The sequence below is a fragment of the Cronobacter sp. 153480017-3 genome (assembly GCF_053627815.1).
The window spans coordinates 238,381-259,317 of record NZ_JBSEYN010000007.1 but is presented as its reverse complement, the minus strand read 5'-3'; the positions used below and the strand labels follow the sequence as shown (position 1 = coordinate 259,317).

Here is a 20,937-nt window from a genome sequence, read left to right as displayed (position 1 = left end):
AAACTGTTACGAGTTGCACGCAAAACATCCGGTGTATCACATTCAACGAAAGGAGACGGAATGCATCACGCCACACCGCTTATCACCACACTTGTCGGTGGCCTTGTTCTGGCCTTTATTCTCGGTATGCTCGCCAACCGGCTGCGTATCTCACCGCTGGTGGGATACCTGCTCGCAGGCGTGGTGGCCGGGCCGTTTACGCCCGGTTTTGTCGCGGATACAAAGCTTGCGCCGGAGCTGGCGGAGCTTGGCGTGATCCTGCTGATGTTCGGAGTGGGTCTGCATTTTTCTCTGAAGGATTTGATGGCGGTAAAGTCTATCGCCATTCCCGGCGCGATTTTGCAGATAGCCGTGGCGACGCTGCTGGGCGCCGGGCTCTCCACCTTCCTCGGCTGGTCACTGATGACCGGCATTGTGTTCGGTCTGTGTCTTTCTACCGCCAGTACCGTGGTGCTGCTGCGCGCGCTTGAAGAGCGGCAGTTGATAGAGAGCCAGCGCGGGCAGATAGCCATCGGCTGGCTTATTGTTGAAGATCTGGTGATGGTGCTGACGCTGGTGCTGCTGCCCGCCGTCGCCGGGATGCTGGAGAAAGGCGATCTCGGTCTTGCAACGCTGAGCCTCGATATGGGCATTACGCTTGGCAAAGTCATTGCGTTTATCGCGCTGATGATGCTGGTGGGCCGCCGCCTGGTGCCGTGGATCCTGGCGCGCAGCGCCGCCACCGGCTCGCGGGAGCTGTTTACGCTCGCGGTGCTGGCGCTGGCGCTCGGCATTGCCTTCGGCGCGGTCGAGCTGTTTGATGTCTCGTTCGCGCTGGGCGCGTTCTTCGCTGGCATGGTGCTGAACGAATCGGAGCTGAGCCACCGCGCCGCGCACGATACGCTGCCGCTGCGCGATGCGTTCGCGGTGCTGTTTTTCGTCTCGGTCGGGATGCTGTTCGACCCGATGATTCTGGTTCAGCAACCGCTGGCGGTGCTGGGCACGCTGCTGATTATCCTGTTCGGCAAGTCGATTGCCGCGTTTGCGCTGGTGAAGCTGTTCGGCCACTCGCGCCGTACCGCGCTGACGATTGCGGTGAGCCTCGCGCAGATCGGTGAGTTCGCCTTTATCCTGGCCGGGCTTGGCATGGCGCTGGATCTGCTGCCACAGGACGGGCAGAACCTGGTGCTGGCGGGCGCGATCCTTTCCATTATGCTTAACCCGGTGCTGTTTGTGCTGCTGGAGCGTTTCCTGTCGCGTCACGACGAGCTGGAGGAGCAGACGCTGGAAGAGGCGATGGAAGAGGAACAGCAGAACCCAGTGGATATCTGCAATCACGCTCTGCTGGTGGGTTATGGTCGCGTCGGCAGCCTGCTTGGCGAGAAGCTTATCGCCGAGGGTATTCCGCTGGTTGTGGTGGAAACCTCGCGCACCCGCGTCGAGGCATTGCGCGAGCGCGGCGTTCGCGCGGTGCTTGGCAATGCCGCCAACGAGCAGACGATGACGCTGGCGCATCTCGACTGTGCGCGCTGGCTGCTGTTGACCATCCCGAACGGTTATGAAGCCGGTGAAATCGTCGCTGCCGCGCGTGAGAAGCGCCCGGATATCGAAATCATCGCCCGCGCGCATTATGACGACGAGGTGGATTACATCACCGAGCGCGGCGCGAATGAGGTGGTGATGGGCGAGCGGGAAATCGCAAGCACGATGCTGCGTATGCTCGATAAGCCCGAGCAGGCGCAGGAGATTTTGAGCCACAGTTGATGGGCGGGAAGGCGTGCGTGACGGTGAAAAAGGTGGGTGCGGCTGCGCCTTACCCACCCTACAAAAACCAGGCCGTTTAACCGCAGGGCGGGTAAGCGTTAGCGCGCCCGCAATAACGTTAATTGTTAACGTCCCCGCTGCGCCTTACCCACCCTACAAAACCAGGTCGTTTAACCGTAGGGCGGGTAAGTGTTAGCGCACCCGCCATAACGTAACGGTTAACGTTCCCAGTACGCCTCTTCGAGGCTATCTTCGCGTTCCGGCAGACCGCGCGTCAGACGCGGCGAATGCTGGTTCAGCACCTGATAACTCACGCGGTTCGCGTATTTACAAACCTGCGCCAGCGACGAATAGGTCAGCCAGGCGTATTTATGCTTACTGGAGTTCGGCACGTTGGTACGGTGATAATTATTGGCGGTAATATCATGCAGCAGCGCCGCCAGCGCGCCGTCGCCGGCACCGTTGGTGTTCATTATCTTCTCCGGCCCGCCCATGTACGGGGCGATATGGGAGAAAATACGCAGCGGCTTTTCACAATCTTTAAAGCGCATCGCGCGGCTGAATTCATACTGGTTGAACTCGGCGATCGCGCCCGGCAGCAGCGGATGCTGGGTTTTGCGCTTGCCTTCCTCTTCGGTAAAGCCCGCCATATAGAGCCCGACCGGCCCGGCGGTGCAGAGCACCAGATCCACCCAGTCGAGCGCCTTATCAGACGCCAGCAACGGATCGCTTTCGCCCGTCAGCGCCTCGCCCTCTTCTTCGTTCATCGCGAGAATCGACACGTGCTCTTTCAGGAAATCGCGCCACCACTGCGGGTTATCGGCAATCACATATTTGGTACCGAGCGTCAGCACCACCGGCACGTTATGCTTTTTGGCGTAACGAATGGCGGTCATGGTGGCCTCCGGCATCGGCTCGCCGGGTTTGCAGCGCACCAGATAGGAGGTCAGCACCAGCGCCGACGCGCCGGCAATCACCTCTTCCGGGATGCTCTCAGGGCGCAGCTGGTTCATCTGGCCTGGGCTGATGGCGAAGGTGCGCTCGCCCTGCTCGCTTATCAGCGTGAAGCAGCGGCCAATCGCGCCGTCGACGCCCTGGAGATAGTTCAGATCGGTACGGCTTGAGGTGTTACAGAGATAACGGTAGGCGTAGCTGCCAATCTGCACGTTATTACACATGACGCCCAGCAGCACCGAGCGGTCGTCCGCCAGTACGGAGTAGTTGTGCATCGTGTTACCAATGGTGCCACCGGCAAACTGATGGGTGATGAGATTTTCACGCACCAGCTCCTGATACAGCGCTTCGGCGACATCGTCTTCAATCACCAGCGAATGGCCGAGACTCAGCCCGTAGCGTTCGATAAAGGCGTCATCCACGCGGGCTTCGATATCCACCAGCGTCTGGTCGATACCCACCACCCAGGAGGCGCTGACATCGGATTCAGGTTGAATTTGTTGCAGGAGCGGATCGCGGTCGCTGACGGGAAAATAGTGTTTGGACTTACGTTTGCCGGGAAATTTCATGGTATTGCGTGCGGGTAGCTAATCAGGCGGGGAATGGTAGCACACTCCCCGCCCCGCGCGCGATTAACGGTAACGGTCGACCAGCTCCTTCATCATCGCGATATGCGCAGGCTCATCATTAAGTGCCGGAATGTATTCGTACTTTTCACCGCCCGCCTCGATAAAAATCTCGCGGTTCTGCTCGGCGATCTCTTCGAGCGTCTCCAGGCAATCCGAGGAGAACCCCGGACACATCACCTGAATATGCTTCACGCCTTTCTCGCCCAGCATCTTCATGGTTTCGTCGGTGTACGGCGTCAGCCACGGCTCGCGGCCAAAGCGCGACTGAAAGGTCATCATCACTTTTTCCGGCGCGATGCCAAGCGCCGACACCAGCTCGCGCGTGGTGTCGCGGCAGCGCTGCGGGTAGTCGTCGCCTTCATCGGCGTAACGCTGCGGAATGCCGTGGTAAGAGAGCAGCAGCAGATCCGGCTCGCCATGTTTTTCAAACGAGCGCTGTACTGACTGCGCCAGCGCGCTGATGTAAGCCGGTTCGCAGGCGTAATCGCGAATAAGGGTCATGGACGGCAGCTTACGGTAGCGGGCGGTAATGCGCGCCAGCTCATCCCATACCGCCGCCACGGTAGAGCAGGAGTATTGCGGATAGAGCGCGAGCACAATGATGTGATCGACATGCTGGTCGAGCAGCTTCTGCACGGCGCTGTCGAGCGACGGCTGCCCATAGCTCATGCCAAGCGCCACCGGCACATCGCCAAGCGCCGCGCTCAGCGCTTTCTCCTGGCGACGGCTATAGACCATCAGCGGCGAACCCTCTTCCATCCAGATGGATTTATAAAGTTTCGCCACGCGCGGCGAACGCAGCGGCAGAATAACGCCGCGCAGCAGCGGCCACCAGATAAAACGCGGCACATCCACGACGCGCCGGTCGCTTAAAAACTGCTTTAAATAACGTTTAACGGCTGCCGGGGTAGGCGCCTGCGGGGTGCCGAGATTGACTAATAAAACGCCGCTTTTCACTGACTGCATCACGGTTCCTCATTGATGTCCGGCGCGAACGGTGCGCCTCAGGAGACCTGCCGCACCGCTGCGAATGAAAATCATTGTAACGTAAAAGTTATTTATCGGAACCGATAACAGCAAAAGGCGTTAGCGCCGGTTTTCGGCCAGACGCCAGAGCGCCGCCACGTTGCGGGCGGTCACTCGCAGGTTGCGTTCGGCGTCGTCCAGCGCCTCCTGAAGCGTGACGATGCGGTCAATCACCGAAAACGCGGCGTCAATGCCGTGCTCATGCACTATCTGATAATCGGGCGTCAGGCTACCCGCAATCGCCACCACCGGGCGCTGAAACTGTTTCGCCACGCGCGCCACGCCAACAGGCGTTTTACCGTGGATGCTCTGGCTGTCGAGCCGCCCTTCGCCGGTAATCACCAGATCCGCGTCGCGCACCGCCTGCGCAAGCCCCAGGAATTCAATAACAATCTCAATGCCGGGACGCAGCTCTGCGTTCAGCATACCGAGCAGCGCGGCCCCCATGCCGCCCGCTGCCCCCGCCCCCGGCGCGCTGATAATCGCTTTGCCCGTCGCGGCTTCGAGCTGTTCGCCGAAACGCCTGAGCGCGGCGTCCAGCTCTGTCACTATGGCAGGCGTGGCACCTTTTTGCGGGCCGAACACCGCCGACGCGCCCTTCTCACCGCACAGCGGGTTATCGACGTCGCAGGCGGCGGTCACGCTGACCTGCGCGAGGCGCGGGTCGAGTGCCGAGAGATCAAGCCGTTCCAGCCTGGCCAGCGCCGCACCGCCGGGTGCCAGCTCACGCCCCTCGCCGTTGAGAAACCGCGCGCCCAGCGCCTGCATCATGCCCGCGCCGCCATCGTTGGTGGCGCTGCCGCCGATGCCGATGATAATCGCCTTAACGCCCCGCTCCAGCGCCGCGAGGATAAGCTCGCCGGTGCCGTAACTCGTGGTGATGCGCGGATCGCGCTGCGCGGCTGGCACCAGATGCAGACCGGAGGCCGCCGCCATTTCCACCACCGCCGTTTCACCGTCGCCCAGCAGGCCGAAAAAACCGTCGACTTTGTTGCCGAGCGGCGCGGTCACCGGCGTGGTGATGATCTGCCCGCCGGTCGCGGCGACCATCGCCTCGACGGTGCCTTCGCCGCCGTCCGCCATCGGCACACAGACGTAGTGCGCCTGCGGGTAAATTTCACGAAAGCCCGCTTCGATAGCCTTCGCGACATCCATTGCGCTCAGGCTTTCCTTAAATGAATCCGGTGCGATAACGATTTTTTTCAGGGTTGTCATAGTTTATTCCTTAAGCAGCAACACCCAGTACGCCGAACATCAGCGCTGAAATGGTGGCAATGGTAAAGCCCACCAGCGTTTCATACGGTAAGAGTTTAAGTCGTTCATGCACGGTCATCCCGACGCTGCCGCCGGTCGCGTGGAAAAAGCTGCCGTGCGGCAGGTGATCGAGCACCGTCGCGCCCGCGTGGATCATCGCCGCCCCGGCAATGCCGCTGACGCCAAGCTCCAGCAGCGTATGGCTAAAGACGGCGGACGCCACGGCGGTGCCTGCGGTGGTGGAGGCCGTTGCCATCGACATAAGCGTGCCGGAGAGCGGCGCCAGCAGCCACGCGGGCAGCCCGGTGTGGGTCAGCGTGTCGATCAGCACATCTTTAAGCCCCGAGTTGGCGATGATGCCCGCCAGCGCCCCGGTGCCGAGCAGCATAATGGCCACCGGCGCCATGCGGCTTAAGCCTGAAACCATAAACGTATTGCACTGGCGCAGCCGCCCCATCAGCAGCGCGCCCGCAAGCCCGCCCGCCGGAAGCGCGATTAACGGGTCAACGGCGATGCCCGCGATCGGGCGCAACGACAACAACAGAATCGCTACCAGCGGCGCGCTGATGGCCGCGGCGAAACCCGGACGCGGGCCGGTATCCTGTACCAGTAGCTCTTGCTCGGTGACCCGGCTGCCTTTATTGCTTAAGCGGTTCGCCAGAAAACAGGCCATCGCCAGGCCAAACAGCCCCGGAATGACGCCCGCCAGCATCACGGAGGTGAGCGGCACATGGAAGTTATCCGCCGCGGCGATGGTATTCGGGTTTGGCGACATCACGTTACCCGCTTTGCCGCCGCCAATCATGGCGAGCAGGATAGCGATACGCGAGATGCCCGCGCGCTGAGCGATAGAGAGCGCGATGGGCGCGACGGTGATCACCGCCACATCGATAAACACGCCGACCGCCGTCAGGATAAGCGTCGCGATGGCGAGCGCCAGCAGGCTGCGCTTTTCGCCGACCTTGCGCACGATGGTCTCCGCGATGGTGTGCGCCGCGCCGGACTCAATCAGCACGCCTGCCAGCACGCCCGCCGCCAGAATACGCATCACCGCGTTGGTGATGCCCTGCGCGCCTTCAATCATCAGGCTGACCGTATGGACGAGATCCGCGCCGCCGACCAGGCCGCCTGCCAGCGCGCCCGCCAGCATGCCGTAAGCCGGTGGCACTTTACGCAGAATTAATACAATCGCGACGACCAGCGCCGTCAGCGCGCCGAGAGTGGATACCGTTGTCATTATTGTTTTCTCTTTGAGGTAAGGGTCTGGACAACATAGCGTCGCGCCGCGGGGAAAGCCTGAGCGAAACCCACAAAGAAAGCGTGCCCCCGCCCGCTTGCGTTTGTGGGTTTCTACAACTCACGCCTGTGTCAGCATCCCGACATAAAGCTGGAGGCAGTCAGATAACTGGTTGATTTTAAGGCCGGTGATGGCCTCAATACGCTGTAGCCGATAGCGTAGCGTGTTGACGTGGATATGCAGCGCGCTCGCCGTCTGCGCCTGCTCACAGTTTCGGGAAAAATAGTGGCGCAGCGTCTGGCGCAATACGCCTTTATCATCGTGTTCCGCCAGCCTGCGCCAGGGCGCGCCCAGCTCTTCGGCGCGCCAGTCGTCGCCGAGATCGCAAAGCAACGCCGCCAGCGGATTTTCATCATAAACCAGGGTTTTGTGGCGAAGCTTAAGACGGCGCGCCATCGACTGCGTGGCCCGTGCCGCGCGCAGCGAACGGGACGGCCCCGCGTCGCCGGGGTAAAAGCCGCCCAGGATCAACCGCACGTTAAACCGCCCCTGCCAGAGCGCATGCAAATGCTGCGCCTGGTGACGTTCCTGCTGCGGGCTCCACTGGCCGTTTTCCATACTCGCCGGACGCAGCATGACCATTTCGCTAAAACCGGTCATGGCGAACAGCGCGTCGCGCGCCTCGCGCTCAAGCTCCGCGAGCAGTTCGCGCATCTGTTGCGGGTTGCCGTCGCGCAGTTCGATTATCCACGCGATGCGGGGCACCGAGAGCACAACGCCAAGCCACGCGGCCATCGATTCACGCGCCTCTGTGTCGCCGCCGCCTGCGAGCAGCTGTAGCGTGAGTTCTTCGCGGTAGCGTTTCTCCCACTGGTTTTGCTCAAGCAGCGCCGCCTGTTCGACCATCAGTTCGGCCGCCATTTTTACCAGTTCGCCACAGGCGCGCACCTGCGAGGGCTCGCCGGAAATACCGATAACGCCAATCTGGCGCTGGCGAAAACAGAACGGCAGATTGATGCCAGGGCGCACCCCCTTCAGATGGCGCGCGGTGGCGGCGTCTATCTCCACGACGCGGCTCTCGGCGAGCGCCAGCAGCGCCCCTTCGTGACGCTCCATCAGGCGCTGCGGATCGCCGGAGGCGATGATGACGCCGTGGCTGTCCATGACGTTAACCGGGTAGTCGATGATGCTCATGGCGCGCCGGACAATCAGCCGGGCGGTGGACTCATCCAGGAGCGGAGTCTGTCTGAACATGCGGGTTTCCTGTGTATTGATCCGCAAACGTTATACGCCCTCAGGCAGGAAAATTTAAGGCGCAGGCGGCAAGGATGTGAGGCACAGATAGCAAAACGCCGGGCAGAGCCCGGCGTTGGTCATATCTCTTCGGCTTAACCGAGGATTTTTTCCAGTTCGGCGCGCACGTCGCCAACGGCTTTGGTGCCGTCGACTTTGGCGTAACGGGTGTTGCCCGCTTCCGCTTCTTTGCGGTAGTAACCGATCAGCGGCTCGGTCATCTCATGGTATTCCACCAGACGCTTACGCACGGTTTCTTCCTGATCGTCTTTACGCGTGGTCAGTTCTTCACCGGTCACGTCGTCTTTGCCTTCCACTTTCGGCGGATTGAATTTGATGTGGTAAACGCGACCAGACGGCGCGTGAACGCGGCGGCCAACGATACGGTCGACAATCAGTTCATCCGGCACGTCGAATTCCAGCACGTAGTCAACGTTGATGCCCGCTTCCTTCATGGCGTCCGCCTGAGGAATGGTGCGCGGGAAACCGTCCAGCAGGAAACCGTTGCGGCAATCTTCCTGGGCGATACGCTCTTTGACCAGCGCAATCACCAGCTCGTCGGTAACCAGCTTGCCGGCGTCCATAATGTCTTTCGCCTGTTTACCCAGCTCAGAGCCAGATTTCACTGCCGCGCGCAGCATGTCACCGGTGGAGATTTGCGGAATGCCGTATTTCTCCATGATGAATTGTGCCTGAGTCCCCTTTCCTGCGCCCGGAGCGCCGAGCAGAATAATACGCATTGCGTAATTCTCCATACGTTTGCATTTTCACTACGTGATTGAAGCGAAAACCATACCATTAAAGGCGCTATGCCGACAACAAACGCGGCGGAGGGTGAATGGTTTCACCGGGGCGTGACGGGCAGAAAATGGCGTATGCGGTATAAAAAAGGCGGGCACGCGAGATGTCCGCCTTTTTACCAGTGATGTAATGGGTGTGGGCGTTTGCGACGGTAAAGAGCGTTGCGACGGCGGGTGCGCTTCGCTTACCCGCCCTACGTTATTACAACGCCCTCGTTGTAGGGTGGGTAAGCGTTAGCGCACCCACCTCCTTAAAACGCCCCTGACGCGCGATCAGGAGACCAGCAGCTGGTTCATACGGCGGATAAACTGGTTAGGATCTTCCAGCGTACCGCGCTCGGCGAACAGCGCCTGATCGAGCAGCAGCTCCACCCACTCTTTAAACTGCGCCTCGTCCTGAGTATCGGCGGTGCGTTTCACCAGCTGATGATCCGGGTTCAGCTCAAAAATGTATTTCACTTCCGGCACCGCCTGGCCCGCCGCGGCGAAAAGCTTCGCCATTTGCGTACTCATTTCGTCGTTGTCGGTGGTGACAATGGCTGGCGTGTCGGTCAGACGATGCGTCAGACGCACCTCTTTCACGCGATCGCCGAGCAGGGTTTTCACACGCTCAACAAACGGCTCCAGCGCTTTTTCCGCTTCTTTGGCGCTTTCGTCGACTTCATCCGCCAGTTTCTCCAGCGATTCGTCGGCTTTCGCCACAGACTGGAACGCTTTACCGTCAAACTCGGTGAGATAGCTCATCATCCATTCGTCGATGCGATCGGAAAGCAGCAGCACTTCGATGCCTTTCTTACGCAGCAGCTCCAGATGCGGGCTGCTCTTCGCGGCGGCGTAGCTGTCGGCGGTGATGTAGTAGATCTTCTCCTGCCCTTCTTTCATGCGGGAGACATAATCTGCAAGCGACACGGTCTGCGCAGCGGAATCGGTATGCGTGGAGGCGAAACGCAGCAGCTTGGCGATCGCTTCCTGGTTGGCGCTGTCCTCCGCCGGGCCTTCTTTCAGCACCAGGCCGAACTGTTTCCAGAAGGTCTGGTATTTTTCGGCGTCGTCTTTAGCCAGTTTCTCCAGCATCTGCAATACGCGTTTGGTCAGCGCGCTGCGCAGGTTGCGGGTAATGGAGCTGTCCTGAAGAATTTCGCGCGACACGTTGAGCGGCAGATCGTTAGAGTCAATCAGGCCGCGCACAAAGCGCAGGTAGTTCGGCATGAACTGTTCGGCGTCATCCATGATAAACACGCGCTGCACGTAGAGTTTCAGACCGTGTTTATGATCGCGGTTCCACATATCCCACGGCGCCTGGGACGGGATGTACAGCAGGCTGGTGTACTCCTGCTTCCCTTCCACGCGGTTGTGGCTCCAGGTCAGCGGATCGGTGAAGTCGTGCGCGATGTGTTTATAGAACTCTTTGTATTCGTCGTCGCTGACTTCGCCTTTACTGCGGGTCCACAGCGCCTGTGCCTTGTTGATTTTCTCCCAGGAGACGATGGTTTCGCCGTCTTTCTCCTCGCGGGTTTCAATCTCAACCGGCAGCGCGATATGGTCGGAGTATTTGCTGATGATCGAACGCACACGCCAGTCGTTTAAGAACTCATCTTCGCCTTCGCGCAGGTGCAGCGTGATTTCGGTACCGCGATCCGCTTTGCTGATATCCGCAACGGTATATTCGCCTTCGCCTTCTGATTCCCAGAACACCGCTTCATCGGCGCTTGCGCCTGCCGCGCGGGTGCGCACAGTCACTTTATCGGCGACGATAAACGCCGAGTAGAAGCCTACGCCGAACTGGCCGATAAGCTGGCTGTCTTTCGCCTGGTCAGAGCCCATCGATTCAAGGAATGCTTTGGTGCCCGATTTCGCGATAGTACCGAGATGGTCGATAACCTCATCGCGGGTCATCCCGATGCCGTTATCGGCGATGGTCAGGGTGCGTTTGTCTTTATCAAACGACACGCGCACGCGCAGATCGCCGTCGCCTTCATAGAGATCGGGATTAGAAAGCGCACGGAAGCGCAGTTTGTCCGCGGCATCCGAGGCGTTGGAGATAAGCTCACGCAGGAAAATCTCTTTATTTGAATAGAGAGAATGGATCATCAGGTGCAGAAGCTGTTTGACCTCTGACTGAAAACCACGGGTCTCTTGTCCTTTCATAATGGTGATACCTCAACAAAACAGGCCACAGTGAACAAAAACGGTTGAGGCAGAGATGGGGATAGCGGAGAAATTTTTCAAGCGGCAGGCAAAGCGGGGAACGCTGACTGGTTAAAAGCCGCACAATGCGGCTTTCGTAAGTAGAATCGTTTGACGCTTAAAACGTCATTTTATGCCGCCCGGCAAGCGAGTGCGAAAGCGTGGTGCCGTCGACCATTTCGAGCTCGCCGCCCACCGGCACGCCGTGCGCGATACGGCTTGCGTCAACGCCATACTGGGCGCAGAGCTCGGCGATGTAATTGGCCGTAGCCTCGCCTTCCACCGTCGGGTTGGTCGCGAGAATAATCTCTTTTAGCGGCTCGGCGGCGAGGCGCTGCTCCAGGCGATCAAGCCCGATATCGTCCGGGCCGATACCGTCGAGCGGCGAAAGATGGCCCATCAGTACGAAATAGCGGCCCGAGAACTGGCCGGTCTGCTCGATGGCGTGGATATCCGCCGGGCTTTCCACTACGCAAATCTGTCCGTTTTCCTGACGGCGCGGATTGGTGCAGATATTACATTTTTCCTGCTCGGTGAAGGTGCGGCAATCGGCGCAGTGGCCTATCTCCGACATGGCGCGGGTCAGCGCCTGAGCAAGCCGCATCCCGCCGCTGCGATCGCGTTGCAGCAGCGTAAACGCCATGCGCTGCGCCGATTTCGGGCCCACGCCCGGCAGGCAGCGCAACGCTTCCATCAGTTGAGTCAGCAGAGGACTGGTCTGCATCAGTGAAATTCCTTAACCAAAAACAAAGCGTGTAGATTACCACTTGCGCCTTTATGCACGCACCCTAAACCTGCTTAGTTATAGGATAGCGTAAGCGTCCCGGCCGCGTTGGCTTTGCCAGGCGTGACCTCAGCGCCGGTTTTGTAGTAGTTGGCTGTAAAGAGCAGCGTTTCCGATGCGCCTGCGCCGCCGGGATTCGCCGGATCGGTAAAATAGCTGTAGCCGCGCTCCACATCATAGGTGCGCTGAGACGTGAGCAGCGGGATCGGCGTGCCGATGGGGAGACCCGCTTTCCCGCTGTCGTAGCCGCCAGACGCGAGTTTCAGATTCAACTGAACGCCGACGCCGGTCGCCACGTCTGACGCGCCGGTATCCGAGAGCGCGATAACCGTATTATTCGCCGTGTCGCCGCCGGCCTGAGGCGCCTGGACTTCCAGCGTGACGTTGGTGCCCGGTTCGCACGAGAGCGTGACCGTTTTTTGCGCCTCGCCCACCTGTGAGTTGTTATCAAACGCTGCCGCGTCGATATCACCCATCACAAAATTCAGCGAGGCCGTGTCTGCGGTGCATCCCATCGCCTTTACATCCACCGCAGAGGAAGAGACATCAAGCTGCGAGGCGATATCGCCGTTCGAACTTATATTTTCGCGCTCGCGGAAATCCACGCGCGCCAGCGGGGATGGCAAAATCAGGCGGCCGCTGCTGATTTTCCCGCCCGTTGCCACCAGCTGTAAACGGTACGCGGAGCCATTTAGCGTATGGCTGCTGCCAAACAGGCTGCCGTCGCCATTGCGCCAGTCGTTATCAATAGTGGTTTCATCGTCATACGGCCCGGCCTGGTTGAGGGTAAATACGCGCACCCCAACGCCGTCCAGGTTCGTGGGGTAAATATGCCCGCCCAGCGAGTCGCCCGTTTGTGGCGCATTCAGATAGATAAAGCCAACAAAATAGCCCATGTTACAGTTATGTATCGTCACTTTATCATCGCTACCCGCAATATAACCGGAGTCATATAACACCGTATCTTGCGCATAAGAGCCGCTTTCCACCACGATATGCTCCGGCAAATGCACCGACGAGACGGAAATATCGTCACTGCGGTCACGCTGGCACGCGGCGTGGGTCGTGGTAGAAAGAAGCGAGAAAAAAAGCATGAACATCAAAACAGGCCAGCGCATATCAAACTCTTAAGCGTTATTCAGTGAAGATTACGGGTAAATAAAATTAATCGTGACGGAACTGCTGAAATCCCCGGCGGTGGGTTTCCCCAGCGGCGAGTACATGCGGGCAATGAGGCTTAACATGCCGCTATGGGTATCGGCCTTAATGGGCACGCTGTAACTGACACCGTTGGCGAGATTCACCAGCGGTTTGCCGTCGAAATTAATTAATTGCAGCCCAAGATCGCCCGCGCCATTTTCCGCCTGATTAGCGTAAATCGCGGTTCCCATCGCACCATTGTCATAAGGCTGACCGCTGAACTGTGCCGTCGCTTCGCTCAGGCCAGCCGTACAGCCGGTTAACTTAACGAGCACAGGAATGCTGGCGCTATTGGCACCGGCGATAGACAAATCCTGTCGGTTGAACGTGCCAAGCTTCACCACGCTCGGCGCTTCGATGTTGCAGGAAGGCCGAATAATCGTGCCGGTGACGGAAAAGTTAATCGTATCCTGACTGCCTGCCGCCAGCCCCGATACGGGAATCAGTGCGTTGCTGATAAGCAGCGCTAACGCCATTCGACGCCAGCGGCCAGAAAAAACGTCGCGCAACCACGACTTCATCATTTGTTCACTCCCGTGAAAGAGGCGGTGCTTACTCACACGCCGCCTGCTGAAAAATAATCCCGCCAGCGGTTGAAGCCGGTTGCAGCGTATAGTCAACCCGACACTGCTGCGCGCTCTCCGCTCCCCACCTGACCTGCAACTGCCCTTTCGGGCTCAGCCCGGCCAGATAAACCTGCCCGTCCTCGCCGACGATATCGCTGTTCGCTGTCGGGTCCGGGTTATCCGATGTTGTGACCAGCGCACCGAAAGGCACGGGTTTGCCATGAAAGGTGAGCGTCAGCATCGCTTTCAGCCCGGCAAAGGTCTGGTAGCGCGCTTTCACCACGGCACCGCGCGTCGGCACCACTTTTTTGGTGATATTTTCAATGTCGGTATCGCTTTCGTGCGCAAGCCCGCTCTCATCGAGCGAAATCGCATTCTCGTGATATGGGCGAACATAAGGCACGACGGCGTTGCCGTGAGCATCGGTGTGGACATTGTTCTGCCCATTGACCGGAATATCCTTCGCGCCAGGTGCCGTGACGATCGCGACACTCTCATTTAGCGTGCGGGAAAACGTCAGGCCATCGGCGTGCGCGACCATTCCGCCCCGCAGCGCATAGTTATAGCGGCTGGTAAAATTGTCATAACCGTAGCCGCCGGACATTTCGCCCCATGAATTCTGATAGTTAAGGCTGACGTTGCCGTTCGTTTTCTTATTGGTGGCGTTATAGCCTTCCTGCACCTGCCAGTTGAGGCTATTGCCGGCAAGCGCCGAACCGCTCATGCCTAGGCTGTGCATTGTGGCGCCGTGCGCGCTGCTGTTCATGGCATAGTTCATTGAGGCGGAGGCGAGTTCCCCCTTATGGTCGAACGCACTGAAGGGCACATTGACAGTCAACGCAATAAGGCTATCGTTGGTTCGCTTAGTGTCATCGCTGCCGGTAACGTTCATGTTCCGGGCATAGCTAATAAAATAAGTAATCTGCCCCCAGTTATTGCCATATCCCAGGTTCATGGAGGTCATTTGCGACTGGTTCCAGTAGCGCTCTTTCATCAGCGACAACGAAAGCGAGCCCACTTTGGTACTTTGCGATAACGTGACGTCAAAGCGGTGCTGCGCATGATCGGTGTTATCGATCTCTTCAGCGGTGTCGCGGGCGTTAATCAGATCCTGAAAAGAGTAAAAGCCGCGCGTCGCGTAGCGATAACTGGCGACGGAAATATCCGTGCCGGTTTCCTGCAACGTTTTGCTATAGCGCATACGCCAGGCCTGCCCGGTACTGCTTTTCATATTGCCGGGGGTTAATCGATCGGCGAGTTGCGCTTTGGCCTGTGTCACATCTACCGACAGCGCGCCGAAATTCCCGAGATTCGCGCCAATCCCCAGCGCATAGCTGGAGTAGATATCCTGCGCCTGAGTGATACCCCCGTAGAACGTGAGCGCGTTGGATAGCCCCCAGGCCGCGTCAGACTGGATAAAATCCAGCGCGTTTTTTGCATCGCCATCGCTGCGGGTCGTGCCGGCAACCAGCGAATACGTTAACTGATGCTCGCGCTGTAACACCGCCAGCGACGCAAAAGGCACGACAAAATTCTGCTCGCTGCCGTCTGACTCTTTCACCGTCACGTTCAGGTTACCCGCGCTACCGGTCGGGTAGATATCATCGATTTCAAACGGCCCCGGCGGCACAGAGGTTTTGTAAATGCTGTTGCCGTTCTGATAAACCGTCACTTCTGCGTCGCTGCGGGCAATACCGCGTACCACAGGCGCGAAGCCCTGCTGACTGTCCGGCAGCATGTCATTATCGGACGCCAGCGACACGCCGGTGTACGCGACACTGTCGAAGACTTTGGCGTCAGTATTTCCTTCGCCTATCATCAGCCGGCTTTTCAGCGTGCGAATATCACGGGAGACGTGGCTGTAGACCGAATGCCACTGATGTTTTCCATCGTTGATGTTAAGCGTTGAGTAGTTACGCAGTCGCCAGGCCCCGAAGTTAAACCCCGGCTGGAGGCTGACGAACTGGCTGTGACGCACGGCATCGTTCACGCGCGACGTGGTGGTCTGCCCGGAAAAACTGTAATTCAAAAGCCCGGCGGTGATGCCGTCATCCCATTTTTCTTCGGGCACATAACCGCGCGCGCGATGCGTCATCGCCAGTTGTGCAATGGAGAGTTCAAAACGTTGCTGATTGAGTATTAACCGGGCGGACACGCCCTGGATAGCCAGCAGGTTAGCGCAGGTCTCACCCTGTTTTGTCAGATCCGGATAATTTTCAACCTTGATGTTCCAGTGGCGGAGCTGTTCCAGCGTCAGGCACGGCAACAGCAGGCGTTTATTCTCCGCCGTGTCGACATAACGGAAAGTAAAAGTACCGGCATCGACTAATTCACCATTGATATAAATATCGACGTTGTAATCCCCCGCCGGAGTTTGCTCCTCGCTGAATAAATTCAGATCAAGCGCTGAGGCTGACGTTTCGCTGGTCTCCAGCAAATGCGGATTAAAATATTCATTTGCCCGGGCTACTCGCATTGCAGAAAACGCTGCGCAGATTATCCCGAGGGTAATCACTGGCCGTATTTTCGTTAATGATGTCATTGCGCGATGCCCGGTCATAAATGCAAAAATTAATATCTGGCGGTGTGTTCGTTTCCACGCATGCCAAAATCGTTAATTATCTGCCATTTCACGTCACCATGATTTTGTGCTTTGGGCAGTGAAAAATCGGCGCTGGAAAAAGGCGCGACAAACGTGGCACTCTTCACCGGTGTATTATTCACCGTGACGGTGGAGAAATTCATATAATACGGCGTGGGGTTATTTACTTTTACTGCATTACCGTCAGCGCTCCACGTTAATTTATCGGCGACGGATTCGGGCACATTGCCACGCAGGCTAGCCGGGCGGTAAATTAATTTAATGCGCGAGTTAATGGCAATTTGCACTTCATTTTTGGCAGGTATTCCCTCCATTGCCGGAATCCCTTTGACATTCAGCCAGAACATAGACTCGCGATCGTCAGGCAACGTTTTTCCGGAGCGAACAATACGCACAGAGGCTTTTTCACCGGCGTTCAGACGAAACAGCGGCGGCGTAATAATCATCGTGTCTTTTGCTGCGGAATCTGCCGAGACAGGCGATATCCAGGACTGCACCAGGTTGGCGGTTTTGTCTTTATTCTGTACGGATAATGTCGCCGCTTTTTGTTGACCATCGAAGATGACACGCGTGCCGCCGACGACAACACTCGCCTGTGCGGCGCTGACAGAAAGTGCGCAAAGCAGCGCGATTGCTAACGGTTTCATAGAAAACTCCGGATAGAAGGAGGGTTGCCCCTCCTTTGATTACTGGTAACTGATGCTGTACGTTAATGTGCTAACCACATTCCCTTTCGTGACGCCGGTGCCGGTCGCCACCAGTTGCGCGGTATAATCCACAGTGACGTCGCCGCCTTCCGCCGGTAACGTAATATCCGTATTACCGTCGTTCACATATACCGTGTCGGTGCCATACTGTTTCAAAAGCACGCCAACATTTGTCGCGGCATCGGTCGTGGCGATGTTTTTGAAATAACTGTCATCGCCATCGGTTTCGCCGTTAAATTTAATATTGGCTTTCGCAGGACTGCCTGCCGGGCAGGAAGAAAGGGTGATGGTAAAAAGTTTAGGCGCACCCGTATCGCCTTTATTTACCAGATCCGATTTAACGGTTTCACCTAATTCAACAGTGGAACTGCCGTCGCCTACTGTTACCGTACAGGCGGCATCAAGCACTTTTCCGTTGAATGTGATGGTTTGGCTATTGGCGAGCGCCGCTTCAGAAGCACACAGCGCTGCAAGCACGGCAATAACACCGCAACCGCCTTTCGTTAATTGCATCATAATTTGATTTATTCCTTTAGATAAATTAACAAAGCATTCCTGTGACTTTATTAATTCCATTCGCATTACTAAATCGAGAATTAACTCCTTTTTACTCTCATTGTTGAATGGCGGTATTTCCCGACCTGAAAAGCCGTGATAAAACCGGCCATTATTATTACACCTCTCTGAACCATATAAATTCAGGAGGGAAATAATATTCACGCATAGTAATAATCATGGGGAATTCATACAATTAACGAATACTTAAAGAGAGTTTTACTGGCGTCTTCAGAACCGGCGTTCCGGCCAGAATCAAAGATATAGAAGAGATTTAGAGGGGAAAAGCGGGACGACAGGCGGAGCCTGCCGTCCGGGGGACATCAGAACGGCATTTTGAAGCCTGGCGGCAGCTGCATGCCAGAAGAGACAGACGCCATTTTCTCTTTCTGCGTCTCTTCGATGCGGCGCGCGGCGTCGTTGAACGCGGCGGCAACCAGATCTTCCAGCATTTCTTTATCGTCTTCGAGCAGGCTCGGATCGATTTCCACGCGACGGCAGTTGTGCGCGCCGTTGATGGTCACTTTAACGAGGCCAGCGCCAGATTCGCCCGTTACTTCCAGCTGAGCGATTTCTTCCTGCATCTTCTGCATTTTTTCCTGCATCTGCTGGGCCTGTTTCATCAGGTTGCCCAGACCGCCTTTACCACCAAACATAAGCTTCTCTCTTTTGCTTCAGGTCGCTGACGGCAGTGCCGACAGCGAGGCCAAGGGTTACAACAGGCAGCGGCACTGCCTGTCAAAGGGGGCGAATACTCTCTTCATCCAGATCCGCATCGAAGAAACGACGCAGCGTCTGAATATTGGTATCCGCGATAATCGCTTCTCTCGCCTGGGCGAGTTTCTCTTCGTAAATCGCCTGCCGCCACTCCAGCGGCGTCCGGTGCGCCAGATTATCATCTTCAATGATAGTCAGTTCAACCGGCGCGCCGTACAAAACGCCCAGCGCGTCAGCGAGCGTTTTCTGTGCTGACGCCGAGTTAAGATGACGCTGCGACGGGCGCAGATGCAGGCGAACCGTCTGCCCGTCCTGCTCTTTCCATGCATTCAGCGCCACCTGCTCCACCAGCTTCGGCACCTGCAGGCGGCTGACCTCGGCGGCCCATTCGTCACGGGCAATCGCCTCTTCGGCGAGTTTGGCGGCAAGCTCCGGCGTCTTTTCATGCTCCAGCGCTTTTTTCAGCGCCCGCGGCGTGGCGACGGGGGCCTGCTGCGCCTGCGGCACGATATTTTTCGCTTTCCAGCGATACGCCTCTTTTTTGGCCGGGGCGTCCTCTTTGACCACCGCGGGCCGGGACTGCACGCGCTCGGTCACGGACGCCAGCCGCTCCAGCGCGCTGTTATTCACCGGCCGCGCTGTGGCTGGCGCTGCCGGTTCATTCTTTTTTGTTTTGGCCGCTCCCTGCGCGCGCTGCAACTGACTGCGCGCCTGTAGAAGCTGGCTTGTCGTGTCGGGCAGCGGCGTCTGCGCGCCCGGCTGCGGTTGAGAAACGGCTGGCGAAACGGGCTGCTGCGACTGGGTCTGATAAGCGGGCTGAGAGGCAGGCATTGCCGGCGCTTCAGGCGCGTTCACCACCGGCAGTACGGCGGCAGGCTGTACCTCGCGCTCGGGTTCCGGCAGCGGCGCGCGCGGGTGGAACGCCAGCGCGCGCAGCATGGTCATTTCCACGCCCATCCGGCGCTCCGGTGCCCACGGCAGCTCTTTGCGACCGATGAGCAGCGTCTGGTAGTAGAGCTGAATATCACCCGGCGGCACGACGCGCGCCAGTTCGCGCAGGCGCGGCTCCAGCGGTGCCATATCCGCGCCGAGCGCTGACGGCGAGAGCTGCACCATCGCGACACGATGCAGCAGGCCGAGCATTTCGACCAGCAGCGCTTCCCATTCGACGCCGCGCGCGGCAGCGTCGTTAATCTGCTGCATGACGCGCTCGCCGTCGGCGGCGACCAGCGCTTCAATGAGGCTTAACGCCTGATCGTCATCCAGCGTGCCGAGCATCGCGCCTACCGCCTGGGCGGTCACCTGCCCGTCGCCGCTGGCGATGGCCTGATCGGTGAGGCTAAGCGCGTCGCGCAGGCTGCCATCGGCGGCGCGGGCCAGCAGTTGCAGCGCGCGCGGCTCATTCGCGATGCCTTCCTGCGTTAGCACATGTTCAAGCTGCTGGCGGATTTGATCCGGATCCAGCGCCCGCAGATGGAACTGCAGACAGCGGGAGAGGATAGTCACCGGCAGCTTTTGCGGATCGGTAGTCGCAAGCAGAAATTTCACATGCGCAGGCGGCTCTTCCAGCGTTTTCAACAGCGCGTTGAAGCTGTGGCGCGAGAGCATGTGCACTTCATCAATCAGATAAACTTTAAAGCGGCCACGGGCGGGCGCGTACTGGACGTTATCCAGCAGGTCGCGGGTATCTTCCACTTTGGTGCGCGAGGCGGCGTCGATTTCAATCAGATCGACAAAACGCCCCTGCTCGATTTCACGGCAGTTGTCGCACACGCCGCACGGCGTGGCGGTGATGCCGGTTTCACAGTTCAGCCCCTTCGCCAGAAGACGGGCGATAGAAGTCTTGCCGACGCCGCGCGTACCGGAAAAGAGGTAGGCGTGGTGAATTCGGCCCAGCGATAAACCGTTCGCCAGGGCGGTGAGCACGTGCTCCTGGCCGACGACGTCAGCAAAGGTTTGTGGGCGCCATTTTCGGGCTAAGACCTGATAACTCATGGGCAGGCTCTGAAACGCTTGAGTGGTGGATTCTGAAGGGGTAATGCTAACACAGCCCCACCCGATGGGCGAGGCTGCCGGGAAGGAAGATCAGTGGCCCGGGAACGGCACGAGGCTGTAGCAGGTAATGCCCTGCTTGTTAAGGCGTTCTTCGCCGCCGATGTCGAACAGATTAATGATAAACGCCGCGTCGGTCACTTCGCCGCCCAGACGACGGATAAGCTTCACGGTGGCTTCAATGGTGCCGCCGGTCGCCAGCAGATCGTCGACCACCAGCACTTTGTCGCCAGGCTTGATCGCGTCAACGTGGATCTCCAGTTGATCGGTGCCGTACTCCAGCTCATAGCTTTCTGCGATCGTTTCACGCGGCAGCTTACGCGGTTTGCGCACCGGGACAAAACCCACGCCCAGCGCCAGCGCGACCGGCGCGCCGAACAGGAAACCACGCGCTTCGGTGCCCACCACCTTCGTGATGCCCGCGTTTTTATAGCGCTCCACTAACAGTTCGATGCTCAGCGCATAGGCTTTAGGGTCTTCCAGCAGGCTGGTGACGTCGCGAAAGAGAATGCCCGGCTTCGGGTAATCCTGAATGCTTTTGATGCTATTTTTAAGATATTCAAGCTGCTGCGCAGTTGCGGTCATGGATGTATGCCTGATAAAAACGGTATTACTCACAGGTTGCCGGACA

At 58.3% G+C, this 20,937-nt stretch carries 17 protein-coding genes and 1 other annotated feature; of the genes, 1 reads left to right on the top strand and 16 read right to left on the bottom strand.

The window, feature by feature from the left end:
* Window positions 1–60 precede the first annotated feature (60 nt).
* Window positions 61–1,743, top strand: a complete 1,683-nt coding sequence (gene ybaL / locus ACUW6V_RS16725) for a YbaL family putative K(+) efflux transporter (RefSeq protein WP_004387268.1) — start codon at window positions 61–63, stop codon at window positions 1,741–1,743.
* A gap of 218 nt (window positions 1,744–1,961) precedes the next feature.
* On the opposite strand, the gene ACUW6V_RS16720 is transcribed toward ybaL, so the two are convergent.
* The 16 genes from ACUW6V_RS16720 to apt form a co-directional block, all read right to left on the bottom strand.
* Window positions 1,962–3,266 (bottom strand): inosine/guanosine kinase, encoded by a 1,305-nt coding sequence (locus tag ACUW6V_RS16720; RefSeq protein WP_004387930.1) that lies wholly within the window; start codon window positions 3,264–3,266, stop codon window positions 1,962–1,964.
* A gap of 63 nt (window positions 3,267–3,329) precedes the next feature.
* Window positions 3,330–4,292, bottom strand: a complete 963-nt coding sequence (hemH, locus tag ACUW6V_RS16715) for a ferrochelatase (RefSeq protein WP_004387931.1) — start codon at window positions 4,290–4,292, stop codon at window positions 3,330–3,332.
* A gap of 120 nt (window positions 4,293–4,412) precedes the next feature.
* The gene (locus ACUW6V_RS16710) at window positions 4,413–5,567 is read right to left on the bottom strand and encodes a glycerate kinase (RefSeq protein WP_454038638.1); all 1,155 of its coding nucleotides are present in this window, start codon (window positions 5,565–5,567) and stop codon (window positions 4,413–4,415) included.
* Window positions 5,568–5,577: 10 nt separating this feature from the next.
* Complete coding sequence (locus tag ACUW6V_RS16705) at window positions 5,578–6,843, bottom strand: GntP family permease (RefSeq protein WP_007864336.1); 1,266 nt, start codon at window positions 6,841–6,843, stop codon at window positions 5,578–5,580.
* Window positions 6,844–6,963: 120 nt separating this feature from the next.
* Entirely contained in the window at window positions 6,964–8,097 is a 1,134-nt protein-coding gene (locus ACUW6V_RS16700) for a sugar diacid recognition domain-containing protein (protein ID WP_454038637.1), read from the bottom strand.
* A gap of 134 nt (window positions 8,098–8,231) precedes the next feature.
* Window positions 8,232–8,876 carry an adenylate kinase gene (adk, locus tag ACUW6V_RS16695; RefSeq protein WP_004385036.1) on the bottom strand — a complete coding sequence of 215 codons (645 nt, stop codon included), beginning with the start codon at window positions 8,874–8,876 and terminating at the stop codon, window positions 8,232–8,234.
* A gap of 333 nt (window positions 8,877–9,209) precedes the next feature.
* Window positions 9,210–11,084 (bottom strand): molecular chaperone HtpG, encoded by a 1,875-nt coding sequence (gene htpG / locus ACUW6V_RS16690; protein ID WP_454038636.1) that lies wholly within the window; start codon window positions 11,082–11,084, stop codon window positions 9,210–9,212.
* Window positions 11,085–11,241: 157 nt separating this feature from the next.
* Complete coding sequence (gene recR / locus ACUW6V_RS16685; protein ID WP_004386895.1) at window positions 11,242–11,847, bottom strand: recombination mediator RecR; 606 nt, start codon at window positions 11,845–11,847, stop codon at window positions 11,242–11,244.
* Between the two features lie 74 nt (window positions 11,848–11,921).
* Window positions 11,922–13,007 carry a type 1 fimbrial protein gene (locus ACUW6V_RS16680; protein ID WP_237714212.1) on the bottom strand — a complete coding sequence of 362 codons (1,086 nt, stop codon included), beginning with the start codon at window positions 13,005–13,007 and terminating at the stop codon, window positions 11,922–11,924.
* A gap of 48 nt (window positions 13,008–13,055) precedes the next feature.
* Window positions 13,056–13,631: a fimbrial protein SthD gene (locus ACUW6V_RS16675; protein WP_171964033.1), complete on the bottom strand. Its 576-nt coding sequence runs from the start codon at window positions 13,629–13,631 to the stop codon at window positions 13,056–13,058.
* Window positions 13,632–13,659: 28 nt separating this feature from the next.
* A complete protein-coding gene (locus tag ACUW6V_RS16670; protein WP_454038635.1) occupies window positions 13,660–16,149 on the bottom strand; it encodes a fimbria/pilus outer membrane usher protein in 2,490 nt (829 codons plus the stop codon).
* A gap of 95 nt (window positions 16,150–16,244) precedes the next feature.
* A complete protein-coding gene (locus ACUW6V_RS16665) occupies window positions 16,245–16,922 on the bottom strand; it encodes a fimbrial assembly chaperone (RefSeq protein ID WP_032989220.1) in 678 nt (225 codons plus the stop codon).
* A 39-nt stretch (window positions 16,923–16,961) separates the two neighbouring features.
* Window positions 16,962–17,702: a fimbrial protein SthA gene (locus ACUW6V_RS16660; RefSeq protein WP_234006812.1), complete on the bottom strand. Its 741-nt coding sequence runs from the start codon at window positions 17,700–17,702 to the stop codon at window positions 16,962–16,964.
* Between the two features lie 158 nt (window positions 17,703–17,860).
* On the bottom strand, window positions 17,861–18,193 hold the full coding sequence (locus ACUW6V_RS16655; protein ID WP_004386900.1) for a YbaB/EbfC family nucleoid-associated protein: 333 nt from the start codon (window positions 18,191–18,193) through the stop codon (window positions 17,861–17,863).
* An 82-nt stretch (window positions 18,194–18,275) separates the two neighbouring features.
* Window positions 18,276–20,249, bottom strand: a complete 1,974-nt coding sequence (gene dnaX, locus ACUW6V_RS16650; protein WP_454038634.1) for a DNA polymerase III subunit gamma/tau — start codon at window positions 20,247–20,249, stop codon at window positions 18,276–18,278.
* Window positions 18,879–18,943: a sequence feature (DnaX frameshifting element), on the bottom strand. (Overlaps the previous gene by 65 nt.)
* A gap of 90 nt (window positions 20,250–20,339) precedes the next feature.
* Entirely contained in the window at window positions 20,340–20,891 is a 552-nt protein-coding gene (gene apt, locus ACUW6V_RS16645; protein ID WP_004386902.1) for an adenine phosphoribosyltransferase, read from the bottom strand.
* Window positions 20,892–20,937: the final 46 nt, after the last annotated feature.

Coding starts and splice junctions, on each gene's coding strand:
- ybaL (WP_004387268.1), top strand. CDS start 61: ATGCATCACGCCACACCGCTTATCACCACACTTGTCGGTGGCCTTGTT.
- ACUW6V_RS16720 (WP_004387930.1), bottom strand. CDS start 3,266: ATGAAATTTCCCGGCAAACGTAAGTCCAAACACTATTTTCCCGTCAGC.
- hemH (WP_004387931.1), bottom strand. CDS start 4,292: ATGCAGTCAGTGAAAAGCGGCGTTTTATTAGTCAATCTCGGCACCCCG.
- ACUW6V_RS16710 (WP_454038638.1), bottom strand. CDS start 5,567: ATGACAACCCTGAAAAAAATCGTTATCGCACCGGATTCATTTAAGGAA.
- ACUW6V_RS16705 (WP_007864336.1), bottom strand. CDS start 6,843: ATGACAACGGTATCCACTCTCGGCGCGCTGACGGCGCTGGTCGTCGCG.
- ACUW6V_RS16700 (WP_454038637.1), bottom strand. CDS start 8,097: ATGTTCAGACAGACTCCGCTCCTGGATGAGTCCACCGCCCGGCTGATT.
- adk (WP_004385036.1), bottom strand. CDS start 8,876: ATGCGTATTATTCTGCTCGGCGCTCCGGGCGCAGGAAAGGGGACTCAG.
- htpG (WP_454038636.1), bottom strand. CDS start 11,084: ATGAAAGGACAAGAGACCCGTGGTTTTCAGTCAGAGGTCAAACAGCTT.
- recR (WP_004386895.1), bottom strand. CDS start 11,847: ATGCAGACCAGTCCTCTGCTGACTCAACTGATGGAAGCGTTGCGCTGC.
- ACUW6V_RS16680 (WP_237714212.1), bottom strand. CDS start 13,007: ATGTTCATGCTTTTTTTCTCGCTTCTTTCTACCACGACCCACGCCGCG.
- ACUW6V_RS16675 (WP_171964033.1), bottom strand. CDS start 13,631: ATGATGAAGTCGTGGTTGCGCGACGTTTTTTCTGGCCGCTGGCGTCGA.
- ACUW6V_RS16670 (WP_454038635.1), bottom strand. CDS start 16,149: ATGCGAGTAGCCCGGGCAAATGAATATTTTAATCCGCATTTGCTGGAG.
- ACUW6V_RS16665 (WP_032989220.1), bottom strand. CDS start 16,922: ATGAAACCGTTAGCAATCGCGCTGCTTTGCGCACTTTCTGTCAGCGCC.
- ACUW6V_RS16655 (WP_004386900.1), bottom strand. CDS start 18,193: ATGTTTGGTGGTAAAGGCGGTCTGGGCAACCTGATGAAACAGGCCCAG.
- dnaX (WP_454038634.1), bottom strand. CDS start 20,249: ATGAGTTATCAGGTCTTAGCCCGAAAATGGCGCCCACAAACCTTTGCT.
- apt (WP_004386902.1), bottom strand. CDS start 20,891: ATGACCGCAACTGCGCAGCAGCTTGAATATCTTAAAAATAGCATCAAA.